The sequence below is a fragment of the Streptomyces sp. NPDC042100 genome (assembly GCF_055582325.1).
The window spans coordinates 20,310-45,982 of the sequence record NZ_JBVJDK010000015.1; the positions used below are offsets into that span (position 1 = coordinate 20,310).

Annotated in this window: 20 protein-coding genes and 2 pseudogenes; 15 read left to right on the forward strand and 7 right to left on the reverse strand. The window is 74.7% G+C overall.

Annotated elements, in window-relative coordinates; translation table 11 throughout:
* Positions 1 to 245: 245 nt before the first annotated feature.
* The gene (locus ACZ6J5_RS29120) at positions 246 to 1,904 is read left to right on the forward strand and encodes a hydroxysqualene dehydroxylase (RefSeq protein WP_469396416.1); all 1,659 of its coding nucleotides are present in this window, start codon (positions 246 to 248) and stop codon (positions 1,902 to 1,904) included.
* Positions 1,905 to 1,936: 32 nt separating this feature from the next.
* Here ACZ6J5_RS29120 and ACZ6J5_RS29125 read toward each other — a convergent pair whose 3' ends face one another.
* The gene (locus ACZ6J5_RS29125; protein ID WP_469396417.1) at positions 1,937 to 2,848 is read right to left on the reverse strand and encodes a polyprenyl synthetase family protein; all 912 of its coding nucleotides are present in this window, start codon (positions 2,846 to 2,848) and stop codon (positions 1,937 to 1,939) included.
* Positions 2,849 to 3,357: 509 nt separating this feature from the next.
* On the opposite strand from ACZ6J5_RS29125, the gene ACZ6J5_RS29130 reads away from it, so the two are divergent.
* From ACZ6J5_RS29130 to ACZ6J5_RS29140, 3 genes and pseudogenes are all read left to right on the forward strand, one after another.
* A complete protein-coding gene (locus ACZ6J5_RS29130) occupies positions 3,358 to 4,125 on the forward strand; it encodes a DUF5995 family protein (RefSeq protein ID WP_469396419.1) in 768 nt (255 codons plus the stop codon).
* 796 nt (positions 4,126 to 4,921) lie between these two features.
* Positions 4,922 to 5,122, forward strand: a pseudogene (locus ACZ6J5_RS29135) (TetR/AcrR family transcriptional regulator); the annotation flags it as partial.
* A 285-nt stretch (positions 5,123 to 5,407) separates the two neighbouring features.
* Positions 5,408 to 6,541: an FAD-dependent oxidoreductase gene (locus tag ACZ6J5_RS29140; protein ID WP_469396420.1), complete on the forward strand. Its 1,134-nt coding sequence runs from the start codon at positions 5,408 to 5,410 to the stop codon at positions 6,539 to 6,541.
* Positions 6,542 to 6,646: 105 nt separating this feature from the next.
* Here ACZ6J5_RS29140 and ACZ6J5_RS29145 read toward each other — a convergent pair whose 3' ends face one another.
* Complete coding sequence (locus ACZ6J5_RS29145; protein ID WP_469396421.1) at positions 6,647 to 7,126, reverse strand: VanZ family protein; 480 nt, start codon at positions 7,124 to 7,126, stop codon at positions 6,647 to 6,649.
* Between the two features lie 483 nt (positions 7,127 to 7,609).
* On the opposite strand from ACZ6J5_RS29145, the pseudogene ACZ6J5_RS29150 reads away from it, so the two are divergent.
* Positions 7,610 to 7,882 (forward strand): annotated as a pseudogene (locus ACZ6J5_RS29150) (DUF4230 domain-containing protein); the annotation flags it as partial.
* 250 nt (positions 7,883 to 8,132) lie between these two features.
* A complete protein-coding gene (locus ACZ6J5_RS29155) occupies positions 8,133 to 8,399 on the forward strand; it encodes a GlsB/YeaQ/YmgE family stress response membrane protein (protein ID WP_469396423.1) in 267 nt (88 codons plus the stop codon).
* A 48-nt stretch (positions 8,400 to 8,447) separates the two neighbouring features.
* Here ACZ6J5_RS29155 and ACZ6J5_RS29160 read toward each other — a convergent pair whose 3' ends face one another.
* A complete protein-coding gene (locus tag ACZ6J5_RS29160; RefSeq protein WP_469396424.1) occupies positions 8,448 to 8,684 on the reverse strand; it encodes a hypothetical protein in 237 nt (78 codons plus the stop codon).
* A 37-nt stretch (positions 8,685 to 8,721) separates the two neighbouring features.
* Here ACZ6J5_RS29160 and ACZ6J5_RS29165 point away from each other — a divergent pair, with 37 nt between their 5' ends.
* Complete coding sequence (locus ACZ6J5_RS29165) at positions 8,722 to 9,006, forward strand: hypothetical protein (protein ID WP_469396426.1); 285 nt, start codon at positions 8,722 to 8,724, stop codon at positions 9,004 to 9,006.
* 31 nt (positions 9,007 to 9,037) lie between these two features.
* On the opposite strand, the gene ACZ6J5_RS29170 is transcribed toward ACZ6J5_RS29165, so the two are convergent.
* The 3 genes from ACZ6J5_RS29170 to ACZ6J5_RS29180 form a co-directional block, all read right to left on the reverse strand.
* The gene (locus ACZ6J5_RS29170) at positions 9,038 to 9,265 is read right to left on the reverse strand and encodes a (4Fe-4S)-binding protein (RefSeq protein ID WP_469396428.1); all 228 of its coding nucleotides are present in this window, start codon (positions 9,263 to 9,265) and stop codon (positions 9,038 to 9,040) included.
* 86 nt (positions 9,266 to 9,351) lie between these two features.
* The gene (locus ACZ6J5_RS29175) at positions 9,352 to 10,017 is read right to left on the reverse strand and encodes a CE1759 family FMN reductase (protein ID WP_469396430.1); all 666 of its coding nucleotides are present in this window, start codon (positions 10,015 to 10,017) and stop codon (positions 9,352 to 9,354) included.
* Positions 10,018 to 10,134: 117 nt separating this feature from the next.
* Positions 10,135 to 11,025: an NAD(P)-dependent oxidoreductase gene (locus ACZ6J5_RS29180; protein ID WP_469396432.1), complete on the reverse strand. Its 891-nt coding sequence runs from the start codon at positions 11,023 to 11,025 to the stop codon at positions 10,135 to 10,137.
* A gap of 76 nt (positions 11,026 to 11,101) precedes the next feature.
* Between ACZ6J5_RS29180 and ACZ6J5_RS29185 the strand changes: the two genes are divergently transcribed.
* Positions 11,102 to 11,449: a winged helix-turn-helix transcriptional regulator gene (locus ACZ6J5_RS29185; protein ID WP_469396434.1), complete on the forward strand. Its 348-nt coding sequence runs from the start codon at positions 11,102 to 11,104 to the stop codon at positions 11,447 to 11,449.
* 28 nt (positions 11,450 to 11,477) lie between these two features.
* Here ACZ6J5_RS29185 and ACZ6J5_RS29190 read toward each other — a convergent pair whose 3' ends face one another.
* Positions 11,478 to 11,798, reverse strand: a complete 321-nt coding sequence (locus ACZ6J5_RS29190) for a YkvA family protein (protein WP_469396435.1) — start codon at positions 11,796 to 11,798, stop codon at positions 11,478 to 11,480.
* Positions 11,799 to 12,529: 731 nt separating this feature from the next.
* Here ACZ6J5_RS29190 and ACZ6J5_RS29195 point away from each other — a divergent pair.
* From ACZ6J5_RS29195 to ACZ6J5_RS29225, 7 genes are all read left to right on the forward strand, one after another.
* Positions 12,530 to 14,458, forward strand: a complete 1,929-nt coding sequence (locus ACZ6J5_RS29195; RefSeq protein ID WP_469396436.1) for an AfsR/SARP family transcriptional regulator — start codon at positions 12,530 to 12,532, stop codon at positions 14,456 to 14,458.
* A gap of 168 nt (positions 14,459 to 14,626) precedes the next feature.
* The gene (locus ACZ6J5_RS29200) at positions 14,627 to 16,885 is read left to right on the forward strand and encodes a TOMM precursor leader peptide-binding protein (RefSeq protein WP_469396438.1); all 2,259 of its coding nucleotides are present in this window, start codon (positions 14,627 to 14,629) and stop codon (positions 16,883 to 16,885) included.
* Positions 16,882 to 18,891, forward strand: coding sequence for a TOMM precursor leader peptide-binding protein (locus ACZ6J5_RS29205; RefSeq protein WP_469396439.1), 2,010 nt, complete (start codon positions 16,882 to 16,884; stop codon positions 18,889 to 18,891). Before ACZ6J5_RS29200 ends, ACZ6J5_RS29205 begins: the two co-directional genes overlap by 4 nt.
* Before the next feature lie 41 nt (positions 18,892 to 18,932).
* Complete coding sequence (locus ACZ6J5_RS29210) at positions 18,933 to 20,585, forward strand: nitroreductase family protein (RefSeq protein WP_469396441.1); 1,653 nt, start codon at positions 18,933 to 18,935, stop codon at positions 20,583 to 20,585.
* Between the two features lie 11 nt (positions 20,586 to 20,596).
* Entirely contained in the window at positions 20,597 to 23,413 is a 2,817-nt protein-coding gene (locus ACZ6J5_RS29215) for a lantibiotic dehydratase (protein WP_469396443.1), read from the forward strand.
* A complete protein-coding gene (locus tag ACZ6J5_RS29220) occupies positions 23,401 to 24,531 on the forward strand; it encodes a lantibiotic dehydratase C-terminal domain-containing protein (RefSeq protein WP_469396445.1) in 1,131 nt (376 codons plus the stop codon). The genes ACZ6J5_RS29215 and ACZ6J5_RS29220 overlap by 13 nt, the downstream gene beginning before the upstream one ends.
* Entirely contained in the window at positions 24,528 to 25,634 is a 1,107-nt protein-coding gene (locus tag ACZ6J5_RS29225) for a peptidase M50 (protein ID WP_469396447.1), read from the forward strand. The genes ACZ6J5_RS29220 and ACZ6J5_RS29225 overlap by 4 nt, the downstream gene beginning before the upstream one ends.
* Positions 25,635 to 25,673: the final 39 nt, after the last annotated feature.

A 25,673-nucleotide genomic window follows, 5' to 3' on the forward strand; every position in this document is an offset into this window, starting at 1 on the left:
AGACGTACATGGCTCAATCCCGGCCGCCTGGAGCCGAGGGGCGCGTGCTGAAATGATCTTCGAGGACGGCCCGGGCACGTTGCCTGGCCGTCATCCCCGATCTTGTGCGAGGGGTTCGGGCACACCGGTCGGGCACCGGGCACATGGAGGGCAGAGGCGTGGGGGCGGGCGGGAACGGGGCCACGGCGGGTGTTGTCGGGGCAGGGGTGCGAGGCCACGGCCGGGGCGGGCGTGCCGGACGGCGGGTGGTGGTGATCGGGGGCGGACCGGCCGGCCTGACCGCTGCGATGGAGCTGGCCGAGCGGGGGTTCGCGGTGACCGTCATCGAGGCCCGGGCGCTGGGCGGCAAGGCACGCAGCATTCCTGTTCCGGGGACGGGTACGGAGGGGCGCCGGGATCTGCCGGGTGAGCACGGGTTCCGGTTCTTCCCGGGGTTCTACCGGAACGTGACCGAGACGATGGCACGCATTCCCTCCGGCGGCGGCTCGGTCGCCGACCGGCTGGTGGCGACCACGCAGGTGCTGTACGCGCGGGACCGGCAGCGCGACGGGGTGGTCGTCGACATCTCCGGGGGACCCTCGTCGAGGAGCGTCGAGGCCACGCTGCGTGCGGTGGGCCACCTGCTGGCCCGCACGCCCGGGCTCGCCGCCGGGGAGAGCGCCCACTTCGCGAACCGGCTGCTGGTCTGGGCCACGAGCGGGGCCGCCCGCCGCGACGGCGAGTTCGAGAACACCTCATGGTGGGACTTCACAGCGGGTGCGACCGCCTCCGAGGAGTACCGGCGGCTCTGCGTGATCGGCCCCACCCGCACGCTGGTCGCCGCGAAGGCCGAGGTGGCGACCGTCGCCTCCATCGGCCGTACCCAGGTGGAGTTCTGGTCCGGGCTGCTCGGCGGAGCCGACCACGCCGAGGCCGACAGGGTTCTCGACGCGCCGACCACGGAGGCGTGGATCGGGCCGTGGGCCGCGCATCTGGTCTCGCTCGGGGTCCGCTTCCTCGTCGGCCACCGGGTCCAGGGCCTGCGGACGGCCCGGGGAGCGGTTCGAGCCGCCGTCGTGCGCACTCCGTCCGGTGCCGTGCACGAGGTGGAGGCGGACTGGTTCGTCTGCGCGGTCCCCGCCGAGGCCGCCGTGCGCACCCTCGGACCGGAGGTGTGCGAGCTCGACGAGGGCCTGGCAGACATCGACCGCCTGGAGACGGACTGGATGACCGGCATCCAGTTCTTCCTGCGCGAACGCACCCCGCTCGTACACGGTCATGTGATCCACGTCGACTCGCCCTGGGCACTGACGTCCGTCGCCCAGGCCCAGTTCTGGTCCGGCATCGACATGCCGGCTCGGTACGGGGACGGCACCGTCCACGACTGCCTGTCGGTCGACGTGTCGGCCTGGGACGTCCCCGGAGCACTGACCGGGAAACCCGCCCGGGCGTGCACCCGGCGGGAGGTGATCCGCGAGGTGTGGCACCAGCTGGCCGACTCGCTGCGCCGCGACGGCCGCGAGTTGCTCTCCCCCGGGCTGGTGCACTCCTGCTTCACCGATCCCGCCATCCGCTGGCCCACCGTGCCCGGGGGGCTCGCCCACAACACGGAACCGCTGCTGATCAGCACGGCGGGCTCGCGCCGGTGGCGGCCCAAACCGGCTGGCAAGGTCCCCAACCTGTTCCAGGCCGGCGACCACGTGGACGTCGACCTCAACCTCGCCACCATGGAAGCCGCTGACCAGAGCGCCAAAGCCGCCGTGAACGCCGTCCTCGCGGCCGCCGGTTCCACCGCACCGGCATGCGTGATACGTGGCTGGAAGCCGCCCGCCGAACTCGCCCGTCTGCACCGCCTGGACGACGAGCTCTACGCGGCCGGCCTGCCCAACGCCTTCGACCGGCCCGCCCCCTGGGAACAGCCGTGAAGAGAGTGCACGGCTACCGGCCCCGTCGGCGATCAGTACAGGCGGCCTGTGACGAACGCGGCCAGTGCCCTCAGGTCCTGCCCCGCCTCCTCGTGCGGCGGGCAGATCCGGGACAGGGCTTCGAGGGCGGTCCGTTCGTGGCGGCGTGCGGCCGCCTCCGCCACGAAGCGGGCGCCGGTACGGTCGAGGAGCCGGCGCGCCTCATCGGTCTCCGGCGCCGTCCAGGACTCGGTGCGGGCATAGAGGCGGGTCAGCCTTCGGCGGGCGTCGTCGGCGGCACCATCCGATGCGGCCGTCGGGGCCAGGGCGACGGCGACCGGATAGGACTTCTTGCGGGCCGTCAGGTCCGAGCCGGCGGGCTTGCCCGTCACCAGAGGGTCCCCCCATATGCCGAGAACGTCGTCGACGATCTGGAAGGCGATGCCGAGTTGTTCCCCGAAGGCCGCCAGCTCCGCGCCCGCGGCCGGAGCGGCCCCCAACTCGCAGGCGCAGGAGAACAGCGAGCCCGTCTTGTCGGCGTGGACACGCAGGGTCGCGGCGACGCCGGGCTGTGCCTCCTGCTCCAGAGCGAGGTCGAGGGCCTGGCCCTGGACCAGCCGTACGAGCGCCGCACCGAGCACGCCCGCCGCACGTGCGGGGCCGCGCAGCACCTCCGGGTCCCGGCCGGCGGCCGACGGGTCAGGGCCGGGGCCAGCTGCCGCGTCGAAGAGCAGGCTGACCGCGTGCGGGGTCAAGTGACGCACAGCGTTCTCGACAGCTTCCGCCCCGAACACCCGCCACGCCGCCGGATGCCCCCGCCGTAGCTCGTCCCCGTCCATCACGTCGTCGTGGAGCAGAGAGAGCGTGTGCAGCATCTCGACGGCTGCGGCCCCGGCAGGCACCAGAGGATCGATGCCGGGGCGGCCCGTGGCCCGGGCGGCCGCGAACACCAGCGCGGCACGCACCGCTTTGCCCCTCCCTGGTCCGCCGGCGGGCACGGGCCGCCCCTCGGGGTCCCACAGACCCCACTGGTAGGCCAAGACCCGGCCAGGGCCCTCCTCCACCCGCTCCAAGAGGGCGCGGACCACCGCATCCGTACGGTCACGCGCCTGGCCAAGCAGACCGGCGACGCGCGGGGACGGCACAGCGGCACGCGTGTTCAACAGGGCTCCGGGATCGGTCGGCAGTGAGCGAGGAAGGGGCGCGTGCAACGCCCCGGGCCGAGCCTAACCGGCCCGGGTACCGCTCGGATCCGACCGGTTGAACCCGCCCGTACGCGCCCCCTCCGCGCACCTGGCACGCCGCGAGGTGGCGCAGGAGCAGGACCTGTTCTCCCCAGCAGGCGGAGCCGGTGCGGCCCGGGCGCCCTCGCGCCCCTGCCGGGGACGGGAAGTCTCCCGGGTTCCGGTCCCCGCGGCTTGCGTACCCGCTAACTTGTCAGCACGAAGTCGATCACTGGCGACCGGAGTACAGGGTGCGGATCACGACCGAGGACATCAACTGGCGGCCCCGGACGGCATCGGAGGCTCTCGCGGCACTCGAACTGCTCACCGAGCGGCTCCGCGAGGCCGGCGACGACCGCGCCGTCTTCCTCGACGTCTACGTCGTCATCACCCGCCGGGTCGTCGAGGTCATGCTCGCCGAGGACCACGACGGCTTCCTCGAACCCGAGTGGCTCTCCGAAGTGACTGGCCTCTTCGCCGAAGAAGCCCTCATCGCCACCCGGAACTCACTGCACGGCACACCGGTGACCGCCACCTCCTGGCGGCTGGCCACCTGCTACGCCGCCCACGGAATCGCGGCGCCGTACCGCAGCGCGATCCTGGGCATCAACGCGCACATCAACCACGACCTCGGACTCGTCGTCCACGCCTACCTCCAGGCGAACCGCACGCACATCGACCAACGCCTCCTGCGCCGCTACCGCCACGACTACTTCCGCGTCAACCGCATCCTGGAACAGTCGGTCCTCGAGTGCACGGACATGCTGGCCGAGCGCTACCGCTGCCGCACCACCACGGCCTTACGGCGCCTGCCCGCCGGCCGCCGCGCGAGCGTCCGCCTGACGATGCTCGTCCTGGTGGCATGGCGCGACCGGATCTGGCGCGACATCCTCGCCCTGTGGAACGCCCCGGACGCAGCGGCCCGCGCCCACATCACCCGCCGCATGGAGCGGCGCGCTGGCCTCATCGCACGCCTGATCGTCACAGCCCCCTCCCTCCCCACTCCCTCGAGGACATGACCGCCCTGTCCCTCGCAGGCCGGACGACTCTTCGTCATGCGGATGCGGCGAACAGCGGCACGCCATGCCGGCCCACCGGAACCATCCACCAACGCCACCTGCCTGCCAGATCAGTCCAGACGCCTTCCCCGACCCTGTACCCCAGCATTCACGACCGGCCTCGTGGCGATCGCGAGGTTCACCAGCAAACAGGCGAGGGCACACGGCTGCCCGGCCCAGACCGCGGCACCGTGACGAGCCCGGTCGCCGGTCCTGCGACGGATTGCGGCTTCGTAGCCGAGCAAGCCAGCTGTGAATGGGCTCGCCCATGACCGTCATGATCACTACTTCCGCGCCGCACGAGAGCAGGGACATCTCCCTCGGGCCGCGTGGTGTGGCGCAGGGCCCGGCCGGTGTGGCTACCGGGCGCCGACCGGGCCCTGCTTGCGTGGGGCAACCCGTCGTCCGGTCTTCCCAAACGTGGACTGTCACACGCGGCGGCTCCTCGGGCGTGCCAGGTGTAGCGGGTGGGTGACCCTCAGGCCCGGACGGCGGCGTCACCGGTCGAGGTTGTGCCCGGCGTCGAGCCGGGGCACGGATCCCGCCCCCCTTCTCGCCCCTCGGGAGAGCTGCCGTGCTGGAACGCGCCCTGCGCGAGAACTCCGCCAAGGTCACCTTCGTCCTGCCCGCCGACACCCCCGCGGCCGAAGTGAGCGTGGTCGGCGGTCTGGGCGATCCGCACCGGGCACGCGACGTCGAGGACCCTCTCCCCCACCCCCCGCCGCAGAGCCCGGCGGCGGGTGTGGGAGAGCGGACCCTCGCGCGTACCGCAGGCGTCGGTTCGGCGACCGTGCGCCGCCACTTCCCCACGCGCCGCGCCCTTCTGGAAGCGGTCTTCCAGGAACGCGTCGAGGCCCTGTGCGCACACGCCCGGCGCCTGAGCACGGCCGAGGACGGCCGCGCCGCGCTCCTGGAGTGGCTCCACACCTTCGTTCGCTACGCCGTCTCAGCCCGCGGAATGCGCGCGTGTGACAAGTGTGTGACGAGGTGGGATGCCGCGTCGGGGACGGGCAGGGTGCCTTGACCGGCCCTCCGCAGAGGTTCGGCCGGCTTCGTCCGCGACGACCTGTGGGTTCTGACTCGCCTGCGGCTCGGCGCCGTGGCCGGTGGGGCCGGGCTCGGGCGTCTTCGGCTCGGGGGCGGGGGCCGCCGGGGAGGGGGCGTGGTCCGTAAGCTCGCGACAGTCGAAGACAGGTTCGGCGGGCCGGGTGTGCCGGGCGCCGTACGTTCCCGGGAGGCAGCCATGGAAAGCCGAGCTGAACTCGTCGTGATAGGCGGCGGCCTGATGGGCTCCGCCACCGCCTGGGCGGCATCCCGCCGAGGGCTGTCGGTGCTGCTGCTCGAACAGTACGGACCGGGGCATGCCCGGGGCAGTTCACACGGCAGTTCCCGCATCGTGCGGCGGGGGTACCAGCAGACGCTGTACACGGAGCTCACCGGGAGGTCGTTCGAGCTGTGGCGGGAGCTGGAGCTCGACTCCGGCACACCCCTGCTCCGCATGCTCGGCAACCTGGACTTCGGCTCGCGCGCGTACGCCGAGTCGGTGGCCGCCCAACTCGCCTCCTCGGGCGTGAAGCACGAGACGCTCAGCGCAGCGGAGGCGGAACGGCGCTGGCCGGGGATGCGCTTCGAGGGGCTCGTCGTCCACCACTCGCAGGGTGGCACGGTCGACGCCGGCGCGGCCGTGGCCGCGTTCCAGGACGGTGCCGTCCGGCGCGGAGCGGTCGTACGCCAGCACACCGCCGTGGCGTCGCTGGAGCCGGCCCCGGACGGCGGAGTCCGGGTGCTGCTCGCCGACGGCGGCGAGGTGCTCGCCGGCACCGTGGTCGTCGCGGCCGGGGGATGGGCCGGCGAACTGCTCGGCGGACAGCTCTCGCTGCCCCCGCTGAACGTCACCCAGCAGGAGACCTTCCACTTCCCCCGACGGGACCCGGCGTCCCCCGCGTGGCCGAGCGTCGTGCACGAGTGGGGCGCGGGCGTCTACCACCTCGCGGGCGGCCCGCACGGCGGACCGTTGGACGACCGCAAGATCGGCCAGCACTACGGCGGCCTGCCGACGACCGCCGCCGGACGGGACGGCGTCGTCTCCGCCGCGACCCGGGAGACGCTGGTCGCCTACGTGAAGGAGTGGCTGCCGGGACTGGACCCGACGCCACGGAACGAGACCAGTTGCCTGTACACCTTCACGCCCAGCGAGGACTTCCTCCTCGACCGCGTCGGCCCCTTCGTCGTGTGCTCCCCCTGCTCGGGCCATGGGGCGAAGTTCGCCCCTCTCATCGGCGAGCTCACCACCGACCTGGTGACCGGCGCCGGGGGCGTGCCCGAGCGGTTCCGGCTCTCCGCCCACGCCTCGGGGGCTCCCGGAACGACGGGCTGACCACGGCCACCGCGTCCGCCGGCACCCGGCTCGGTACCGCGCGCCCACCCGTCAGGTGACCGCCCGGTGCGGAGCCGGCCGGGCGGTCGCCTGCCCCGGTCGCGTTCACCGCTCGTGGGTGGGCTCCGGCGCCCGGCGCCACCACCGGTCGCGCGGGCGCGGGTGGACGGCCCGGCCGAGGCGGCGGCCCACGAGGAGGTAGGCGAGGAGCGCGCCCGCGGTGTTGAGCAGGACATCGTCGATGTCGAACGCGCGCCCCGTGATGAGGGCGCCCTGGATCAGTTCCACGAGCAGCATGGTGCCTACGGTGACCAGCGCGACCCGGACGAAGCCCCGGGTCCTGCGGGACAGCAGCGGCAGGAGCACGCCGAACGGCATGCCCAGGGCCACGTTGCCGCCGAGTTGCTTGACGGTCTCGATGAAGGCCGGCTGCCGCAGGTACGCCTCGATGGACCGGCCTGGAGTCAGGTTGCTGTGGACGAGGGGCACGGACGCGGCCGACTCCCCCAGGGTGAGCTTGGCCAGCACCATGGCGAAGGCGACCATACCGGCGAGCGCGACGAGCCCGACCAGCGTACGTACCATCCGGCCCGGGCCCGTGCGGGCGGCGTCGCGCACGATGGAGCCGGGGGCGTCCCCGCGCCGCGAGCCCCCACGGGAAGGACCGACCGCCTCCGGCCTCCTCATCCGCGCCGCCTTCCCGGGGGCGGACGTGCGCGGTTCCCCGGCGGTCCGTCTTCGCATCGCTCTCCAGTCGATCATGCGAAACTCCCTCTCTCCCTCGGGGCCGTCCCGTCGGGCCTGTCCCGTCGCCCGACCCCGGCCGGCCCCGCCGACGAAGCCCGCTTACCCGGCCCGGCCGCTCCCATGCCGAGGCACCGGGGCTCCGATGCGCAGCCGCCCCATCACGTCGCCCGGCCCCCAACAACACCAACTAAGAGAGCAGTTGGGAATGAGCGGCTTGAGGTGGCGGCACCAGCGGCGCATGGAAGACACCGTGAACAGACCCCCGGCCCACGAGAGCCGGCCGGAGGGGGCCCGCCGTCGGCGGTGGCCGGCGCTCGTGGGCGCCTTCCCCACGCCCGGCTGGCCACACCCGCGCTCGACCCCGAGCGCTCGTACGCCGTGTCCAAACAGCGCGGCCTGCTCGACCGGCTCGGAGACCTCTTCTCCGACAACCCCGCGAGTGAGCGAGCGGTCGACGTCCTCGCCGCCCAGCGCATCGGCGAGGCCGCCCGCCAGTCCGACCTGACCACACGGGCCGAACGCGACACCACCGCCATGCTCCAAGGCCTCCTACGAGCCCTCGGGTTCGAGCGCGTGACGGTGACCTGCGCCTGAAGGCGGCCCTCCGCCTCCCCGCCCCCTTCATCCACACGCCACGATCAGAGGCCGCCCCTCCCCCGTGTGGCGCTCGGCCTCGGTCCGAGTGTCCGAGTGTGCGGGGTGCGGGGTATTCGGGGTGTTCCGGGTGTGAATTCGCTTCGAGGGGATAGGCGTAGGTGACCGGCCGTTCGCGGGGAGCGGCCGGCGGACGGTCCTGGCGGAACCCCGGCAGGGCACGCCACATCTACAGAGAAGGACGCATACCGTGGGCATCATCGCCTGGATTCTGATCGGCCTGATCGCGGGCGCCATCGCCAAGGCGCTCACCCCCGGCAGGGACCCGGGCGGCTGCCTCGTCACGATGCTGATCGGCATCGTCGGCGGTCTGCTCGGCGGCTGGCTCGGCAAGGTGGTCTTCGGCGTCCACTCCATCAACGGCTTCTTCCACCTGTCGACCTGGATCGCCGCGATCGCCGGCTCGGTGATCGTGCTCCTGCTGTACCGCCTCTTCACCGGGCAGCGTTCGCGCTGAGCGTGAGGAGGGCCCGGCCGGGCCTTGGCGGGACCGGCCGGGCTCCGCTCAGAGCCGGCCGGGCGTCACGAAGAGCGCCCACGTGACCGGTGGGGCGATCACCGCCATGCTCATCCCCCAGGCCATCAGGCGTTTGAAGACGGCATCGCGCTGGCCCTCGGGCGCGTTGGCCGTGACCAGTGCGCCGCTGGTGGAGACGGGTGAGGAGTCCACCACCGAGGAGGAGATGGCCTGGGCCGTCACCATGCCCACCGCGCCGACCTCCCCGGCGAGCGGGAAGGGCACTACCTGGCCGACTCCTTCACCACGTACACCGAAACGAGTGCGCATCACGCTCGGCGCCACGTCGTTGCCGGCCAGCCGCCGCCTCCTCTACCACGGTCACTGCCACCAGAAGGCGGAGGTGGGCACGGCGGCCACGGTCGCGCTGCTGAACCGCATCCCTGGTGTCGGGGTGGTCGAACTGGACGCGGGCTGCTGCGGCATGGCCGGCTCGTTCGGCACCGAGCGCGACGCCTGGCACCCGGTGCAGTTGATCAGGAAGGCGCTGGCCGAGCCCGGGGAGGTCAGGGAGCCCAGGGAGCCCGGGGACGCCGGGGAGGCGTGAGGGCACCCGACTGCGCCACGGCTTCTCCCGGTCAGACCTCTGGCGTCCCTTGGGTCGTAGAGGTCAGGGCGCCCGAAGGGCAGCGGCGGACGACTTCGGCGACGGTCTCGGCGAGGGCGGCGTCGGGGGTGATCCACGGCCGGCGGGTGATGTCGAAGACCTCCGGGAGGCCCTGCACGCAGCGAGCCGCGTGACGGCAGCGTTCCGCGTCGAAGTGCACCGCGATGCGCGTGCCCGTGTACGTCTTCGGGTGGCTCATGCTCTTTCGGTCCGTTCCATGGTCGGTCGGTGCTCGATCGGTCGGTCGTCGGTAGGTCGGTCGGTCGTCGGCCGGTCAGTGGCCGGTCAGTGGGGGGCGTGCGCCGGCTCGTCCGCGCGCAGGGCGGCGAGGTGCCGTTCGAAGGGGACGATGTCGTCCTGGGTGAGGTGCGCGTCCCCGGCGGCGGTGCCGGGTTCGGGCATGAAGCCGTCCATCCGCGAGGTGACCATCAGGGCCGCGAGCTGGTTCGCCGCCCGGTGGATCCGTGCGGCGAGCTCTCCGTCGCCGTCGTCGGCCCGGTCCACGGCGGTGGCGTAGACGCCGGTGGGTACGGTGTGGGCGCCCAACTGGGCCAGGAGGGGGCGCAGCGCGCTCTCCACGACGAGGGCGTGCCCCGGGCCGGTGCCGGTGGCGGCCGGCAGCGTGGGCTTGTCGGCGAGCGCGTCCTCCTCCAGGAGGTCGAAGAACGACTTGAACAGCCCGCTGTAGGAGGCGTGGAGCGTCGGGGTGACGACGATGAGGCCGTCGGCCCCGCGCACGGTATCGAGGCGCCGGTGCAGAGCGGGGCCGACCAGGCCCGTGAGCGAGGCGTTGCCGATGTCGTGCGCGAAGTCGCGAAGCTCGATCGTGATGATGTCCAGAGCCTCACCCCGGCGGGCCACCCGGGTGCGGGTGGACTCGGCCAGACGGTCGGCCAGCGAGCGGGCCGTGGACAGCGCGCCCGCTTCCCCGTTGATCACGACGAGCCTCATGGCGATGCCTCCTGCGTGAGATGCGCGCGCGGGATGCGCGGCGGCTGACACTCCCAATATAGTTGAGCCTTTAACTACCCGGGAGAGTCCTTGGTCCGCCCCGGGGTGGGTCGCTCGTCACTCGCCACTCAGCAGCCCCACGACGCCCGCCAGCCCCTCGTCGCCGTGGCCCTGGGCGACCCTGCGGCGCATCAGCTCCATGTAGGGGACGAGGAGCCGGGGATCGACGGACTGGTCCCGCGCCGTGGTCAGGAGCGTGTCGTCGGCCGCCGCCATCATGGCGAGACTGGAGGTGACGCCCTCGGTGTAGTCGCCGCTCTCCAGCTGGGCGGCCATGCCGTGGGCGGCCCCGGACATGGCGCCGAGCCATTCCGCGAGCAGCGCGGCGAACCGGCTCCGGTCGAGGTCCTTCTCGGGGGCCAGCAGGGCGAAGGCGTGGGTCATGCCCGCGAACATGCCGGTCATCGCGCTGAGCAGGGCGATGTCCTGCAGCGCCGCATGGCCGGGGTCCTCGCCGACGAACCTCGTGCCGGCGGGGGCCGCCAGGGTCTCCCGGTGGCGTTCGAACAGCGCGCGGTCTCCGCTGTAGAGGATGTAGCCGCCGGTCCCCGGTCGGCCGATCATCGGCGGTACGGCCATGATTCCGCCGCCGAGGACGCGAGCGCCGCGCTCCTCGCCCCAGCGGGCGCGCCGCCGGGACTGGGCGGGGGTGCTCGTGGTCAGGTTCACCACCTCCTTGCCGCGCAGGTCGGCGCCGGCCAGCGTCTCGCCCACGGAGGCGTCGTCCAGCAGGCAGAGCACGACGGGGCCGGCGGCCGAAGCGACCGCATCGGCCGGGGTCGCCGCCACCCGGGCGCCTTCCCGTACCAGCGGCGCGGCCTTGCCCGGAGTGCGGTTCCACACGGTCAGCGGGTGGCCCGCGGCCAGCCAGGATCGGGCGAGCGCGGTGCCCATGTCGCCGAGGCCGAGGAGAGTGACGGGGGTCTTGGAGGTGCTGTGATCGTCCATGCGGATCAGGCTCGTTCACGCCCGGACCATGATCAAGTACGCACTCTTTCGTAGGTGGTTACCTTAAGGTGAGCGGATGACTCGGCGGGACGGTTATGTGTGCGGCATCGACGCCGCGATCGACGTGGTCGGCGGCAAGTGGAAGGTGCTCATCCTGTGGGCGCTGGACGGAGGGCCGCGCCGGTTCGGCGAGCTGAGGCGTGGCATCCCGGGCGTCACCGAGAAGGTGCTCGCCTCGCACCTGCGGGAGCTGGAGGGCGATCGCGTCGTCTCCCGGGAGGAGACGCTCGAAGGGGCGGTACGCCGGGTCACCTACGCCCTGACCCCCCTCGGCGTCTCCCTGAACGAGGCCCTGGGGCCGCTGGGCGCCTGGGGCCGGAAGCACCTCCTCGGCGAGGGGCACGCGCACCACGAAGCGCCGTGACCGCTCGCCCCGAGCGGCCGCGAGGGGGCTACCTCGCCGGGTCCGCCGGGTCCGCCGGCTTCAGCGCCGCCTGGACACCCGCCTGGGCACCCGCCTGGTGGAGGGAGCGGAGGGCCGCGAGCAGGAGGCCGATGTCGTCGAGGAAGATCGGGTCGGGGAGCAGGTCGACCGGGCTGACCAGGTAGAGCAGGGCGCCCCAGAAGAGCAGCTTGCGGGAGAGGGGGATCTCCGTGTCGGCGAGCAGCTTGCGCGCCCGGAACAGGCGTACGGCCAGGACGACCGCGACCGCGAGGGTGGCCACGACCAGCAGGCCCGCCACGATCCACCAGAACCCGCTCACGCCGTCCATCGACCGGTCCTCCCCTTCTCCCGCTCCGTCTTCCGTCGTCGCTCCGTAGGGATGCAGGTTACGCGGATTAGGCGCGTTCCGAGCGTTTTCGTGGCGTTGGCCGGAAGTCGCCGGATTCCGTCGCGGACGGCCACCGCGCGTGTCCGGTGACCGGTGACCATCTCCGCCGTACCGGGTGTTCGTGTATGGGACGTTTCGTCGAGATGCGTTGTTCACGCTGGTCACGGACGGCCGCGCGGGCGCGCGGACACCCGTGCGACCGGGACATCGACCATTCACGGCCACGGAGGCCGAAGTCGGATGGATCGAAAGTGGCCATTCTTTGCCTCCGGCGTACCCTGAGCGCACCTCCGCCGGGGCCGCGGCACGTTCTCGGTCGACGTCCGGATAGCGGACGGATGGTGTCATGACCTCATCACCGAGTGTTCCGGTCGTGGCCTTCGGCGCCCCGCTGCACGGACCACACCGCACCGTCAACCACGTACCGCCGGATGTCCGGAAGGGCGCGGGCCCCGTCCCCATCCCGGCCGTCACCGCTGTACCTTCCTCCTGACCCTGACGCCGACCGGGGCCACCCAGCGCCGCACACCCCCCGCACCCCTCTGCCTTCCCGGTGGTTCGTCATGCTCGCTGCATCCGCCCGGCCCCCCACCTCCCGCCTCCGGCCGCACAGCTCCGGCCATCCGTAGGAATCCCCCCGGTACCAGCGGACGAGGAAGGCGAAGACGACGGTGCGATTCCAACTGCTCGGGCCCCTGAGCGTCACCGACGGGCGGGACGTCGTGGTGCTCCCGCCCTCCAAGCCCACGGCGCTGCTCGCCGCGCTGCTCATCCGGCCGGGGTCGGTCGTGCCCGCCGACCGGCTCCGCGACGTCGTCTGGGGCGAGGAGCACCCCCCGACGGCCAAGACCGCCCTGCAGAGCTGCGTCCTGCGGCTGCGGCGCCTGTTCGCCAAGTACGGCATCGAGCACCAGGCGGTCGTCGCGGTCGCCGGCGGCTACCGGATCGACGCCGACGCGGACACGCTCGACCTGCTCCACTTCCGCCGGCTCGTCGAGCGGGCCGGGGCCCGCGACGACGGCTCCGAGCTGTACACGCTCCGCAGCGCCCTCGCCCTGTGGCAGGGCGGCCTGCTCTCCAACGTCCCCTCCGACCTGCTGCACCGCGACGAGGTGCCCCGCCTCGCGGAGGAGCGGCTCCGGGTCCTGGAGCGGGTCTGCGACATCGAGCTGGAGCACGACCGATGTCGCGAAGCGCTCGTCGATCTATGGGAGGTTACGCGCGTATACCCCGCCCACGAGCGCTTCGCCGAGCAGCTCATCGAGGCCCTCTACCGCACGGGCCGGCAGACGGAGGCGCTCGCCGAGTACCGCAGGACCAAGGAGCACCTGCGCGAACGGCTCGGCGTCGATCCCCGGGCCGAACTCCGGCGCCTGGAGCTGGCGATCCTGCGCGGCGAGGAGCTCGGGCGGGACGCGGGCGGCGGGGCGGCGCGCGGGGCGGGCGGGAGCACGGCGGTGGTGGCCCCACCCGTGACCTCCGCCGTGGTGTCCGCCGCGACACCGCCTCGGGAGACCGTCTCCCCGCCTGGCACGGGTCCGCACCCCCTGCCCGAGACCGCCCCCGGCTTCACCGGGCGGGAGTACGAAGTCGACTCGCTGGTGCGCCTGTTGAGCGCGGAGAGACCCGAAGACGGCTCCGGGCGCGCGCCGTTCGCCGTGCTCTCCGGAGCCCCCGGCATCGGCAAGACCGCCCTCGCGCTGCACGTCGCCCGCCTCGTCGGCGGTCGCTTCCCGGACGGCTGTCTCCTGGTGCCGCTGACCCGCCCCGACGGCACCGCCCGCCCGCCGGAGGAGGCCGCCGAGGAGCTGCGCCGGGCGCTGCCCGACCGGTCCGGCGCGGGCCGGGCGCGGACCCTCCTCGTCCTGGACGACGCCGTCCACCCCGATCAGGTCCGGCCGCTGCTCACCGCCCCGGGCTGCGGCGCGGCGATCGTCACCAGCCGGATGGGGCTCGCCGCGCTCGTCGCCACGCACGGCGGCACCGTGCACCGGCTCGGGGCGCTCGCCCCCGAACGGTCGCGGGAGCTGCTGACCGCCGTGCTCGGCCGGGAGCGCCTGGCCGCCGAACCGGACGCGGCGCTCCCCCTCGCGGACGTCTGCGGGCACCATCCGCTCGCCCTGCGGATCGCCGCCGCCCGGCTCCAGACCCGCCCCCGGCTGCGCCTCGCCGACTACGCCGACTGGCTCCGGCACGACCCCGTGGGCCGGCTGAGCCTCGCGGACGATCCCCGGATGTCGGTGCCCCAGCGGTTCGACGAGGCCCTGCGGCGGCTGCCGCCCGCGCTGGCCACGGCCCATCTGCGGCTCGCCGCGTCGCCGCACGATCCGCTCACCGCCGCCGGGGCGGCCGGGCTCCTCGGGCTCCCGGAGGACACGGCGGAGCAGGTGATCGAGCGGCTGCTCGACGCCGGTCTCCTGGAGGAGGGGCGGCCCGGCGCGTTCTGGGCGCACGAACTGCTGCGGGCCCATGCCCGTCGCGCGGCGGATGCCGTTCCCGGCCGCTCCCCCGGGCTGCCCCGCCCGCCCCGGTACCGGGCCCACGACGGGTCCGGTGACGCACCGCGCCGGGACGGCACCCGGCCGCCCGCCCTGAGGTGACGCTCCGGGGCCGACCGCCCCGGACCGCGACACCCGGCCCCCTCCCGCACGGCCCGCGCCCCCATCCACACCGAGCACTTCGACCACACACACCGCACACACCACAGCCACCACGCTCACCACACCGCCCCTCCCCACCACCCCCGTACCGAGAGGTGTGACGCACGCATGACCCTTACGTCGTACGCGGAGATCGCCGGAACCCGGCCCCGGGTCCGCCGGGACGTCCTGTTCACCCAGACCCCCGACGGCGTGATCTTCCACAACGCCGACGGCGGCTTCCAGCTCACCGCGAAGTCCGGCTACCGCTTCGCGACGCTCCTCATGCCCTATCTCGACGGCAGCAGAGCCGTCGAGGAGATATGCGCCGGATTCGGGGACGCGCAGAAGGCCATGGTGGGCGAGCTGGTGCGGGCGCTCTACGGGCGGGGCTTCGCCCGTCCCGTGCCCGCGCCGGACGAGACGGCCGACGCCTCCGCGCCCGCTCCGGCCCCGGAGGTCTCGGCGCGCTTCGCCCCGCAGATCGGCTACCTCGACCACTACGCCGACGCCGCCGAGGAGCGCTTCGCGCGCTTCCGCGGGACCCGGGTCGCCGTGCTCGGCGACGGTCCGGTGGCCCGCTGGTGCGTGCTCTCCCTCCTGCGCAACGGCTGCGCCGCGATCGGCGTGGACCGCTCGCTCACCGACGGCTCCGGCGCGGTGACGACGGAGGAGTTCGCGGCCGTACGCGCGGAGGCCGACGCGCTCGCCGACGAGGGCTGCCCGGTCGGCCTGGAGCCGCTGCCGGACCCGGCCGCGGGCCGTACCTCCTGGTCGGCGTACGAGGGCTACGACGTGGTGGTGGCCGCCGCCGGGTCCGGCGTCCCGGGGCTGGTGCTGCCGCTGCTGCGCGAGGGCGTGCCCCCGGGCCGTACGCTGCTGCCCGCGTGGACGTTCGGCGGCCTCGCCGTCGTCGGCCCGGTGTCCTCCACCGACTCGGCGGCCTGCTGGGCCTGCGCCGCGCTCCGGCTCGGCTCGGGCGGCGGTTCGGGCGGCGGTTCGGCCGCGGCGGACGCGGCGGAGCTGTGGAGCGGTGCCGCGCTCGGCACCGGCACGCCCGGGGCCGGACCGACCGGCCCGCTCGCCGCGATGCTCGGGAACCTGCTCGGGTACGAGGTGTTCCGGCTGGTCACCGGGGCCCTGCCGGCCGAGACCCGGGACCGGGTTCTCGTCCAGTCCATGGCCACCCTCGACGTCGCGTCGGAGCCGCTGCTCCCGCACCCGCGCTGCCCGTTCTGCTCGACCGCCGCCGCACTCCCCGAGCCGGTCGACGTGACGTCGGCGCCGCCGCGCCCCGCCTTCCTGCCGACGGTCGCCACCGCGCCCGACGACGACGCCGCCCAGGGGCCGCTCGCCGAGCTGGAGCGGCGTTCGGCGCTCGTCCGCCCCTTCACCGGGGTGTTCACCTCGTACGCCGACGAGCCGGTGACGCAGACGCCCCTCAAGGTGGGCGCGGTCGTCCTCGGGCACGGGCCCGGGGGCGGCCGTACGGTCACCGCCTTCGACGTGCACCACACGGCCGGTGCCCGGCTCCGGGCGCTGAACGCCGCCGCCGTCGTCCACGCCGAACACACCGTCCCCGCCGCCGTGTTCACCGAGCCGCTGGACGGCCTGCCCGCCGTGGGCCCCGACACCCTCACCCTGGCGTCGGGCACCGGCGGCTCCGGCGGGGCGACCGCCTGGACGGCGGCCACCTCCCTGCTCACCAAGGAGCTCGTACGGGTCCCGGCGGGCGCCGTGCGGCCCTTCGGCCCGGACAACGCGGCGCGCCGCTTCGAGCCGACCCGGGCGGGTGCCGGCGCGGGCGCGGACCTCCCCGAGGCGGCGGCGGCCGGGCTGCTGTCGGCGCTCGCCCACGACGCGCTGCGGCGGGCCGTGTCGGGCGCCGGTGCGATCGCGAAGATCTCCCCCGACGCCTTCGGCGCGGACCCGGAGACGACGTTCCTGCTCCGCTCGGCCGCGCTGCTCGGCCTCACCGTCGAGCTGCTCGACCTCGGCGAACGGGACCGCTCCGGCGCCTCGGTCGTCCTCGCCAGGACGCCCGCCGACGGCACGGCCCCCGGGCGCTGGGCGGTGGGCGTCGCGCTGGACCTGACCTCGGCGGCCGTCGACGCGGTCCGCGATCTGCTGGGCGAGGTCCAGCTCGCCGGGGAGGAGCTGACGGCGGACGGCGGCGACCCGCTGCTGCGCGACCTCGCGCCCGCGCTCGTGCCGGTCACCGTCGACGGCCCGGCGCCGTCGCCCGGCGCCCCCGTCACCTGGGCCCACGTCCTGGAACGCCTCGCCGCCGCCGGGCGCGACGCCTTCGTCGTCCCCACGCACGCCGCCGACCTGGCGGCGGCGGGCATCCACACCGTGCGCGTCCTGCTCACCCGGGACGCCCGATGAGAGCCGGGACCGTGGCTCCGGCGGGGGCCGGGACCGCGCCCCCGCCGCCGGGCGCCGCCCCGGACACCCTCCAGGCCGCGCCCGTCTCCCGGTTCGCCGCCGACCTGCGGACCGCCCTGGCCGAGCTGGCGGCCCTGGCCGGGCCGGGTGAGCCGGGGACGGTGGCGGGGGCTCCGCTGCCCGCCGTCGCCGTCCACGTGCTGGGCGTCCAGGACGCGTTCGGCGCCCCCGCCGATCCGCCGGTCTCCGCCCTCCCCGTGCACCTCCACGGGCGCCAGGTCCTCGTCGGGCCGTGGCCGGCGGCGCCCGGGGAGTCGGGCCGCGCGGGCCGGGCCGGCTGCGCGACCTGTCTGCGGCGGCGCTGGCAGGCGGTGCGCTCGGTGCCCCTGCGGGAGGCGATCGAGCGCGGCTCCGGGACCCGGCCGGTCGGCGACTGGCCGTACGGCGTGCCCTTCGCCGCCGAGGCCGTCGCCGCGCTGATCGCGGGCCTCGCGGCCGGGGAGCCGGCGGCCGGGCCGTTCCCCCGGGTGCATCTGCTCGACCTCGACGCCATGACCGTGCGCGCCCATCCGCTCGTGCCCGACCCGGAGTGTCCGCGGTGCGGGACGCCCGAGGAGGACACCGCCGAGGCGGCCGTCCTGGCGCCGCCGCCTGCCCCGGAGTACCGGCCGGGGGCCTTCCGGGTGCGCCGGATCGAGGAGTACGGGCTGCCGGTCGACGCGTTCGCCAACCCCCACTGGGGCGCGATCGGGCCGTCCGTCGTCCTCGACGTCGCCTCGACCACCACCTCGGCCACCGTGGGCTGCTTCTCGTCCCGGTCCGGGGAGTACCTGCGCGAGACGTTCTGGGGCGGGCACGCCGACTCGTACGCGCACAGCCGGGACATCGGGGTGCTGGAGGGGCTCGAACGGTACGCGGGGATGCGCGCCCGGACCCGGAAGGCGCGGCTTCGGGCCACGCTGGACGAGCTCGGCGAGGTCGCCGTCGACCCGCGCGTGACCGGTCTGTACGCGGACGCCTTCCACCGCGACAACCCGCGCGTGCGGCCCTTCGCCCCGGACCGGGAGATCCCCTGGGTGTGGGGCTGGTCGCTGCGCGACGGGGCGGCGCGGGCGGTGCCGGAGATCCTGGCGTACTACCACGCGCCGGGCCTGGAGAACCGGTTCGTCCAGGAGAGCTCCAACGGGTGCGCGTCCGGCGGCAGTCTGGCGGAGGCCGTCTACTTCGGCCTGATGGAGGTGATCGAGCGCGACGCCTTCCTGCTGGCCTGGTACGGGCAGGTCCCGCTGCGCGAGATCGACCCGGCGACCAGCGCCCGGCCGGGCACCCGGCACCTGGTCGACCGCCTCGCGATGTACGGCTACCGGGCACGGTTCTTCGACACCCGCGCCGACCTCCCGGTCCCGGTGGTCACCGCGTGCGCCGAGCGTTTCGACGGGGGTCTGGGCCGCATGTGCTTCGGCGCGGGCGCGGGCCTCGACCCCGAATCCGCCCTGGACGCGGCGCTCTGCGAGATCGCCACCGACGCCGTCAACCTGGTCGGCCGGACCCGGCGCGACGAGGCCCGGCTGCGGGCGATGGCCGCCGACTTCGACCTGGTCACCACCCTGCACGACCACCCCCTCCTCTACGGGGTGCCCGAGATGGGCCGGCACGCCGACTTCCTGCTGCGGCGGCCGGAGAGCCGGCCGCCGCTCGCCGTCGCCGACCTCGCCCCGCCGGGCGCCGGGCGGGCGGGCCGCGCCGGCTCCGCCGTGGCCTCGGACGTGCGCGAGGACCTGCGGTACGCGGTGGACGCGGTGACGGCGGCGGGCTTCGACGTGGTGGTGGTCGACCAGACCCTGCCCGAGCAGCGCGCGCTGGGGCTGCACACCGTCAAGGTCCTGGTGCCCGGTCTGCTGCCCATCGACTTCGGCTGGTCCCGGCAGCGGGCCCGGCACATGCCCCGGATGCGCGCGGCGCTGGGCGCCGCCGGTCTCCACCCCGCACCCCACCCCTTCCCGTAGCGGTGCCCGTCCCGCCCGCCGTCCGAAAGGAGACCGCCCCCATGGGGTACGCCCACGAGTACGCCGACGCCGTCCTGCACCGCGGACGCGTTCCGATGGAGCCCGCCGACTTCGTCCCCGACTGGCCCGACGGGCCGCGCCGGGGCAAGTTCCATCCCGGGACGGAGTGCTACGCGCTCCCCGAGGGGGACGGCCTGCCCGACGCTCCCGCGCGGGCGGGCCTGCTCCCCGGTCCCGGCGGCACGCCCGGCGGCTTCACGCTGCCCCTGCTGTCGGCGATGCTCAAGGACTCGTACGGGCTGACCGGTCGCCGGCTCGGGATCCAGGCCAACAGCGACCTGTCCGGGCTGCCGTCGTACCCGCACGCCAACTGGTCGCGCGGCACGGCGGGCGGCGGCGGCCTCTATCCGGTCGGCGTCCACTGGGCGTGCGGCCCCTCGGGCCCGCTCACCCCGGGGATCCACTACTACGACGTGCAGCACCACGGCCTGCGGCGCCTGCTGACGGGTGACGTGACGGCCCGGGTGCGCGAGGCCCTGGGGCCGGACGCCCCGGCCGAGGCGCTGGAGACGGACCAGTACCTGATCCTCGGCGTGAAGTACTGGCAGACGGCGTTCAAGTACAACAGCTTCGGCTACCACGTGGTCTGCACCGATGTGGGGACGCTCCTGGGGACCTGGCGGATCTGGGCCGCCGCCCACGGGCTGCGGACCGCGCCGGTGTTCTGGTTCGACGAGCCGCGCCTGAACGGGCTGCTCGGCACCGTCGGCGAGGAGGAGGGCGTGTTCGCCGTCGTTCCGCTGCGCTGGGAGGGCGACGCGCGTCCGGACGGCGCGGGCGACGGCGCCGGCTCCGCCTCCGGCACCGGCGGCTCCCTCACCCGTACGGCCGTCGCCGTCGGGCCCGACCCCTCGGTGCGGCACCGGGACTCCGAACGGTCCCGTACCGTGATCGCGTTCCCCACGGTGCTCGCGATGCACGCGGCGGCCCTCGCGGGCGCCGCCGACCGGCCGGCGCCCGGCGCGCTGGCCCTGGCCTCGGCCCGGCCGGCGCCCTCGGGCGGCACCCGGATCGCCCTGCCGGCGCCCGCCTTCCCCGAGACGCCGGTGCGACGGGTGCTGCGGGCCCGGCGCAGCAGCTTCGGCCGGTTCGACCCGGCGGTGCCCGTCACCCCCGGGCAGCTGTCGTCGGTGCTCGCGGCGTGCGCGGCGACCTCGCTCGGCGGGGAGGCCGACCCGGACGGCACGGCGCGGCAGGTGAAGCTGTACGCGTTCGTCCACCACGTCGAGGGCATCGCGCCCGGCGCGTACGCCTACGACCCGGAGGCGGGCGAGCTCGCGCTCGTCGTCCCCGGTCCGCAGGGGGCGTTCGTCCAGGAGAACTACTTCCTGGCCAACTACAACCTGGAACGGGCCGGGGCGGTCCTGGTGCCCACGGTGCGGACGAGCGCCGTGCTGGACGCGGTCGGGGACCGGGGCTACCGGCTCGCCGTGGGAGCGGCGGGGGCCGTGGCGCAGACCTTCTACCTGGCCGCGTCCGCGCTGTCGCTCGGCGCGGGGGTGGCGCTCGGCTTCGACAACGTGTCGTTCGTCGAGCGGCTCGGCCTTCAGGACACCGGCGAGGCGCCCCTGCTGATCATGCCGCTGGGCAACGAGCGGCCGGACCCCGCCGACTTCCGACACGAGATCGCCTGAGGGGAGCCACGATGACGCCGATCACCGCCACCGGGGCGGACACGGATACCGGCACCGGCGACGACGCGCGCGGTACCTCCTGGGAGCTCGGCCGCCGCTTCCTGCTGCGTGCCGCCGGGCTGCCCGTGGCGGCCGTGCACGGGCTCCGCTGCCCCCTGACCCGGGCGTGGGCCGACGAGGCGCTGGCCCGCGAACGCCGGCTCGCCGACGGCGGCGCCGCCCTGAGCGACGCGCTGCACACGCTGGTGGAGGCGGCCGACGCGGTCGGCGACGAGGCCCGCCGGGCGCTCCTCGCGCTGCGCCGCCAGGTCTTCAACAACCGGCTGCCCGCCGATCCGGAGGCGGCCGCGCGACTGGTGGCCGGACTCGACGCCGCCACCGGGGCGCGGTTGTCGGCCTGGCTGGACGAACGGGTGGGGTACGCGGATCTCCTGGCGACGGGACCGGCCCTGCTGTCCGTCGAACTGCGCGCGGCACGGGCCGAGTTGAAGGCGGCACTCACCCGCGATCCCTTGCGGCTGGGGCTGCTGCTGGCCTCGCCGGTGCTGGACGGGCGGCTCGACGCGTATCTGCGCGACAGCCGTGACGTACCCGACAAGCGGATGCGCAAGGTCGAGCGCTCGGCGCTCGCCTATCTCCACCGGACGGCGTGCAAGACGAGCCCCTTCGGCACGCTCACCCCGGTGGCGACCGGCGTCTTCGAACCGGCGGCGGGCGGGGGTGCCGGGCTGCGGATCGGCGGGCCGGAGAGCCGGACCGGGCATGTGCGGCTGAACGTGGTCGCCCTGGGACGGCTGGCCGAGCTGATCGTCGCGGACCCGGTGCGCCGCCGGGACCTGCCGGTCGCGCTGTCCCCCGGGTGGGGGCGGGACGAGGACCGGATCCGGTACGTGCGCCAGTGGGTGACGAGCGGCGACGACGACGCGGCCGTCACGTTCGACTCGGTCCGCGACCGGCTGTTCTACCTGCGGGGCGGGGGCACCCTGGACCGCCTGCTGGCGTTCCTGGACGGGGCCGAGGGGCTGCGTCACCGCGACCTGGTCGCGTGGCTGGGCGAGGCGCACGGTGCCGACGCCGCCGAGTGCGAGCGGTACGCCGCCGCGCTGCTGGAGCTCGGCATGGTGCAGGTGCCGGGGCTGCGCACGGATGTGCACAGCCCCGACCCGCTGGCCGCGTTCCAGGCGGCCCTGCGCGGTCTCGCGGCGCCCTGGTCCGATGCCCTGGCCGACGCGCTGGACGGTCCGGCCGCCTGCCTGGCCGCCTATCCCGCCGCCGGTCTCGCCGGGCGGCGGGCGCTCCTCGGCAGCCTGCGCGGACAACTCCTGGACGCGCAGCGGGCGCTGGGGGCGACGGAGCCGACGCTGCCGCGCACGCTGCTCTACGAGGACGTCAGCGCGGGCGAGGACCTGCCCTGCGGGACGGGGGCGCTGCCGGAGGCCGCGCTGACGGCGCTGCGCGCGGTCGAGGGCGTGCTGCCGATGTTCGACCTGACGCTGCCGCACCGCGTCACCCTGCACGGCTTCTTCCTGGCCCGGTACGGGCGCGGCGGACGCTGCGACGATCTGCTCGGGCTGGTGCACGACTTCCACGAGGACTTCTTCGACCAGTACGTGTCGTTCGCCGCGAAGCGGACGCCGTTCGACGCGGACGGGGAGTACGTTCCCGAGGAGAACTGGCTGGGACAGTCCGCGATGCGCGAACTGGACGGCGCCCGACGGTGTTTCACGGCGGGGATGCGGGAGGTGTGGGAGCGGCGGGGGACGGATGCGGAGGTGGCACTGCCCGGGGAGCTGCTGCGGGAGGTCGCGGGGCTGCTGGAGCCGCTGGCCGGGGCGTTCACGCCGCAGAGCCACCACCTCCAGGTGACGCTTGCCGGGCCGGACGGCGGGGCGGACGCCCGGGTGGTGCTGAACCGCTCGTACGGCGGACTCGCCTTCCCCTTCAGCCGTTTCACCCACGTCTACGACGGGGGACCGGGCTCCGACGAGGGACCCGGGGCCGGTGGGGCCGGGCTTTCGGAGCGGCTGCGCGCCGAGCTGCGCGAACGGCAGCCGGACGGGGCGGTGTTCGCCGAGCTGACCGGTGGCCCGGTCACCAGCAATCTGAACCTGCACGGCCGATTGACGGACTATCAGATCGTGTGTCCCGGCGAGACGTCCACGGTTCCCGTGGACGCCCGGATCGAGCTGGGCGACCTGTCGTTGGAGCACGACGAGGCCGGCGACCGGCTGGTGCTGCGGTCGCGCCGGCTCGGCCGCGAGGTCCTGCCGGTCTACCTCGGCTACCTCGTGCCGGTGGCTCTGCCGGAGATCCCCCGCACCCTGCTGCTGCTCTCGCCGAGCTCGATGACCCCGACGGACGTGTGGGGCGGTGTGCCCGAGGGGCCGGCCGTCGACGGGGTGACGCGCAGGCCTCGGGTGGTCCACGGCGGCCTGGTGCTGAGCCGCCGGGCCTGGACGGCGGACGCGGCCGTGCTGCCGGTGCGGCGCGCGGGCACGGAGGAGGCGGCCTGGTATCTGGAGTGGCGGCGCTGGCAGCACCGGCACGGCCTGCCCGACCAGGTCTTCGCCACGGTGCTCCGGGACGGCCGCAGGCCGCTGGGGGCCAAACCCGTGTACGTGGACTTCGCCAGCCCGCTGTCGCTGACCTCGTTCGACGCCCTGCTGGACCGGGAGCCGGGCGCCGGGGTCGCGCTGCGCGAGATGCTGCCGGCCGAGGACGGGCTGCACCTGACCTCGCCCGAGGGCCGGCACGTGGCCGAACTGGCCGTGGAGACCTTCACCACCCGCCACCACCGCACGGAGGACGGCCCGTCATGCCGGAACTGATCTCGTCGCACTCCCCCTCCGGGCCGCCCAGCGCGGCCGGGCCGGGCGAGTGGCTCGCGCTGCACGTGTTCTACGCCGCCAGCCCGCGCCCGATGCTGGTGGACTGCGTCCGCCCGCTGGTCGCCGGGCTGACCTCGGAGGGACTGCTCGCGGGGCACTTCTTCATCAACTACTGGCTGGAGGGTCCGCACGTGCGGCTGCGGCTGCGGCCCGCGAGCCCCGAGGCGGCCGGGGAGGTGAGACGCCGGGCCGAGGAGGCGCTGACCGCCTTCCTGAAGAGCCGTCCCGCGCTGTACGAGGTCGACTCGGGCTTCCTCAAGGACTTCTACAACGCCCTGTTCGACATCGAGTTCCCCGGGGAGGACCGGGGGCGGTACATGGGCGAGGACGGCCGGATGCGGCTGCGGCCGAACAACACGTTCAGCGAGGAGCCGTACGCCCCCGAATACGCCAAGTACGGCGGCCCGGCCGGGGTCGAGCTCGCCGAGTGGCACTTCCGGCACTCCAGCGAGCTGGTCGTCGACGCGTTCCGCACCATGAACCTGCACCTGCGGACGGTGCTGCTCGGCACCTCGGCGCAGCTGATGATGGTGATGGCGAGCTGCTTCCTGCCGGAGGACGACCGGCTCGCCGACTACCTGGACGGCTACTACGAGTTCTGGCACCGGGCGTTTCCCGGGACCGGCTTCATCGGCTCGGAGGAGTACGAGCGGAACTTCGCCGAGATGGCGCCCGCCCTGGGCCGCCGGTTCGCCGCCGTGCGGGGCGCCGTCGCGGACGGCGAGCTGGGGCGGCTGCCCTCGTTCCTGCGCGGCTGGGCGGAGCACTGCCTCGAACTCCGGGGCCGGATCGCCGACCTGGCCGGGCGGGGCGAGCTGCTGTTCCCGCGCCACGAGGGCCCGGCCCGCGAGGACACCGGGCAGCCCCGGACGGAGCCGGCCGACGCCGTACCCCTCGCGCCGCTCACGCACCTGCCGTCGGTCCTCCCCCGGCTCCTCTCCCCGTACATGCACATGACCAACAACCGGCTGCACGTGACGATCCGGGACGAGGCGTACCTGTCCTTCGCCCTCGGCCAGGTCCTGCGGGACCCCCGGGCCGCGGCGGCCGACGCGTGACCGCCGCCGCCGCACGGGCCTACCGTCCCGCGCTCCGGCCCGGGGTGCTGCTGGGCCCGCCGCTGCTGCGCGGCCCCCGCATCGTGCACCTGGTCCGGCACCCGGTCACCGGGGACGCGTTCGAGGTGGGCGTCAAGGAGCACTTCCTCATGGCGCGCCTCGACGGGACGCGCACCCTGGACGACCTGGCGCCGCTGTACGCGCGGGAGTTCGGGCGGCGGCTCGGCGAGGAGCACTGGCACCGGCTCCTCGGCCTGCTCGGCACCCGGGGGCTGCTCGCGGGCGCGCCGGACCCCGCACCCCGGCCGGCGCCGCCCGCCCGCCCGAACTCCGTCTGGCGGGGCACCCGCCGGATGGTCGCGGACGCCGACGCCACCACCGCCCGGCTGCACCGCGCGCTGCGCCCGCTGCTCCGCCCGGCCGTACAGCTCCCGCTGCTCGCCGCCGCCCTCGTCCTCCTCGGGCGGCTCGTCTGGGACGCGGGGGCGCTGCTCGACGGGACGGCCCAACTGGTCCGGCAGCCGGCCGCGCTGGCGGGCGTCGCGCTGTTCCTCTGGGCGAGCATCACCCTGCACGAGCTGGCGCACGGCGTCGCCGCCCAGCACTACGGCGGCCACGTCGCCGAGATCGGCCTGCGCTGGCGGCTGCCCGCCGTCCTGCTCTACTGCACCGTGGACGACTACCTGTTCCTGCCCGGACGGCGGGCCAAACTGGTGGTCGCGGGGGCCGGCGCCCACCTCAACCTGCTGCTCCTGCTGCCCTTCGGCGTCTGGTGGGCCCTGCTGCCCGCCGGGGCGCCGGAGCGGGTGCCGCTCTCCGGACTCCTGGTGTTCGGCACCCTCCAGGCGCTGAGCAACCTCGTCCCGCTGCCGCCGCTCGACGGTTACCGGATGCTCGGACACGCCCTGGGGGCCGACCGCCTCGCCCCCGAGACCCGCGCCTTCCTCGCCCTGCGCCGCCGGGGCGCCGAAGGGGCCGCCGCCCTCGCCGCGTATCCGGCCCGGGCCCGTCGCGTCTACACGGCGTACGCGATCGGTTCGACCGTCCTGATCCTCCTCGCCGCGGCGGGGACCGTCGCGTTCGTGCTCCGACTGCTCGGCTGACCCGAAGGAACCACGCACCACATGAATGAGGTACCGGCC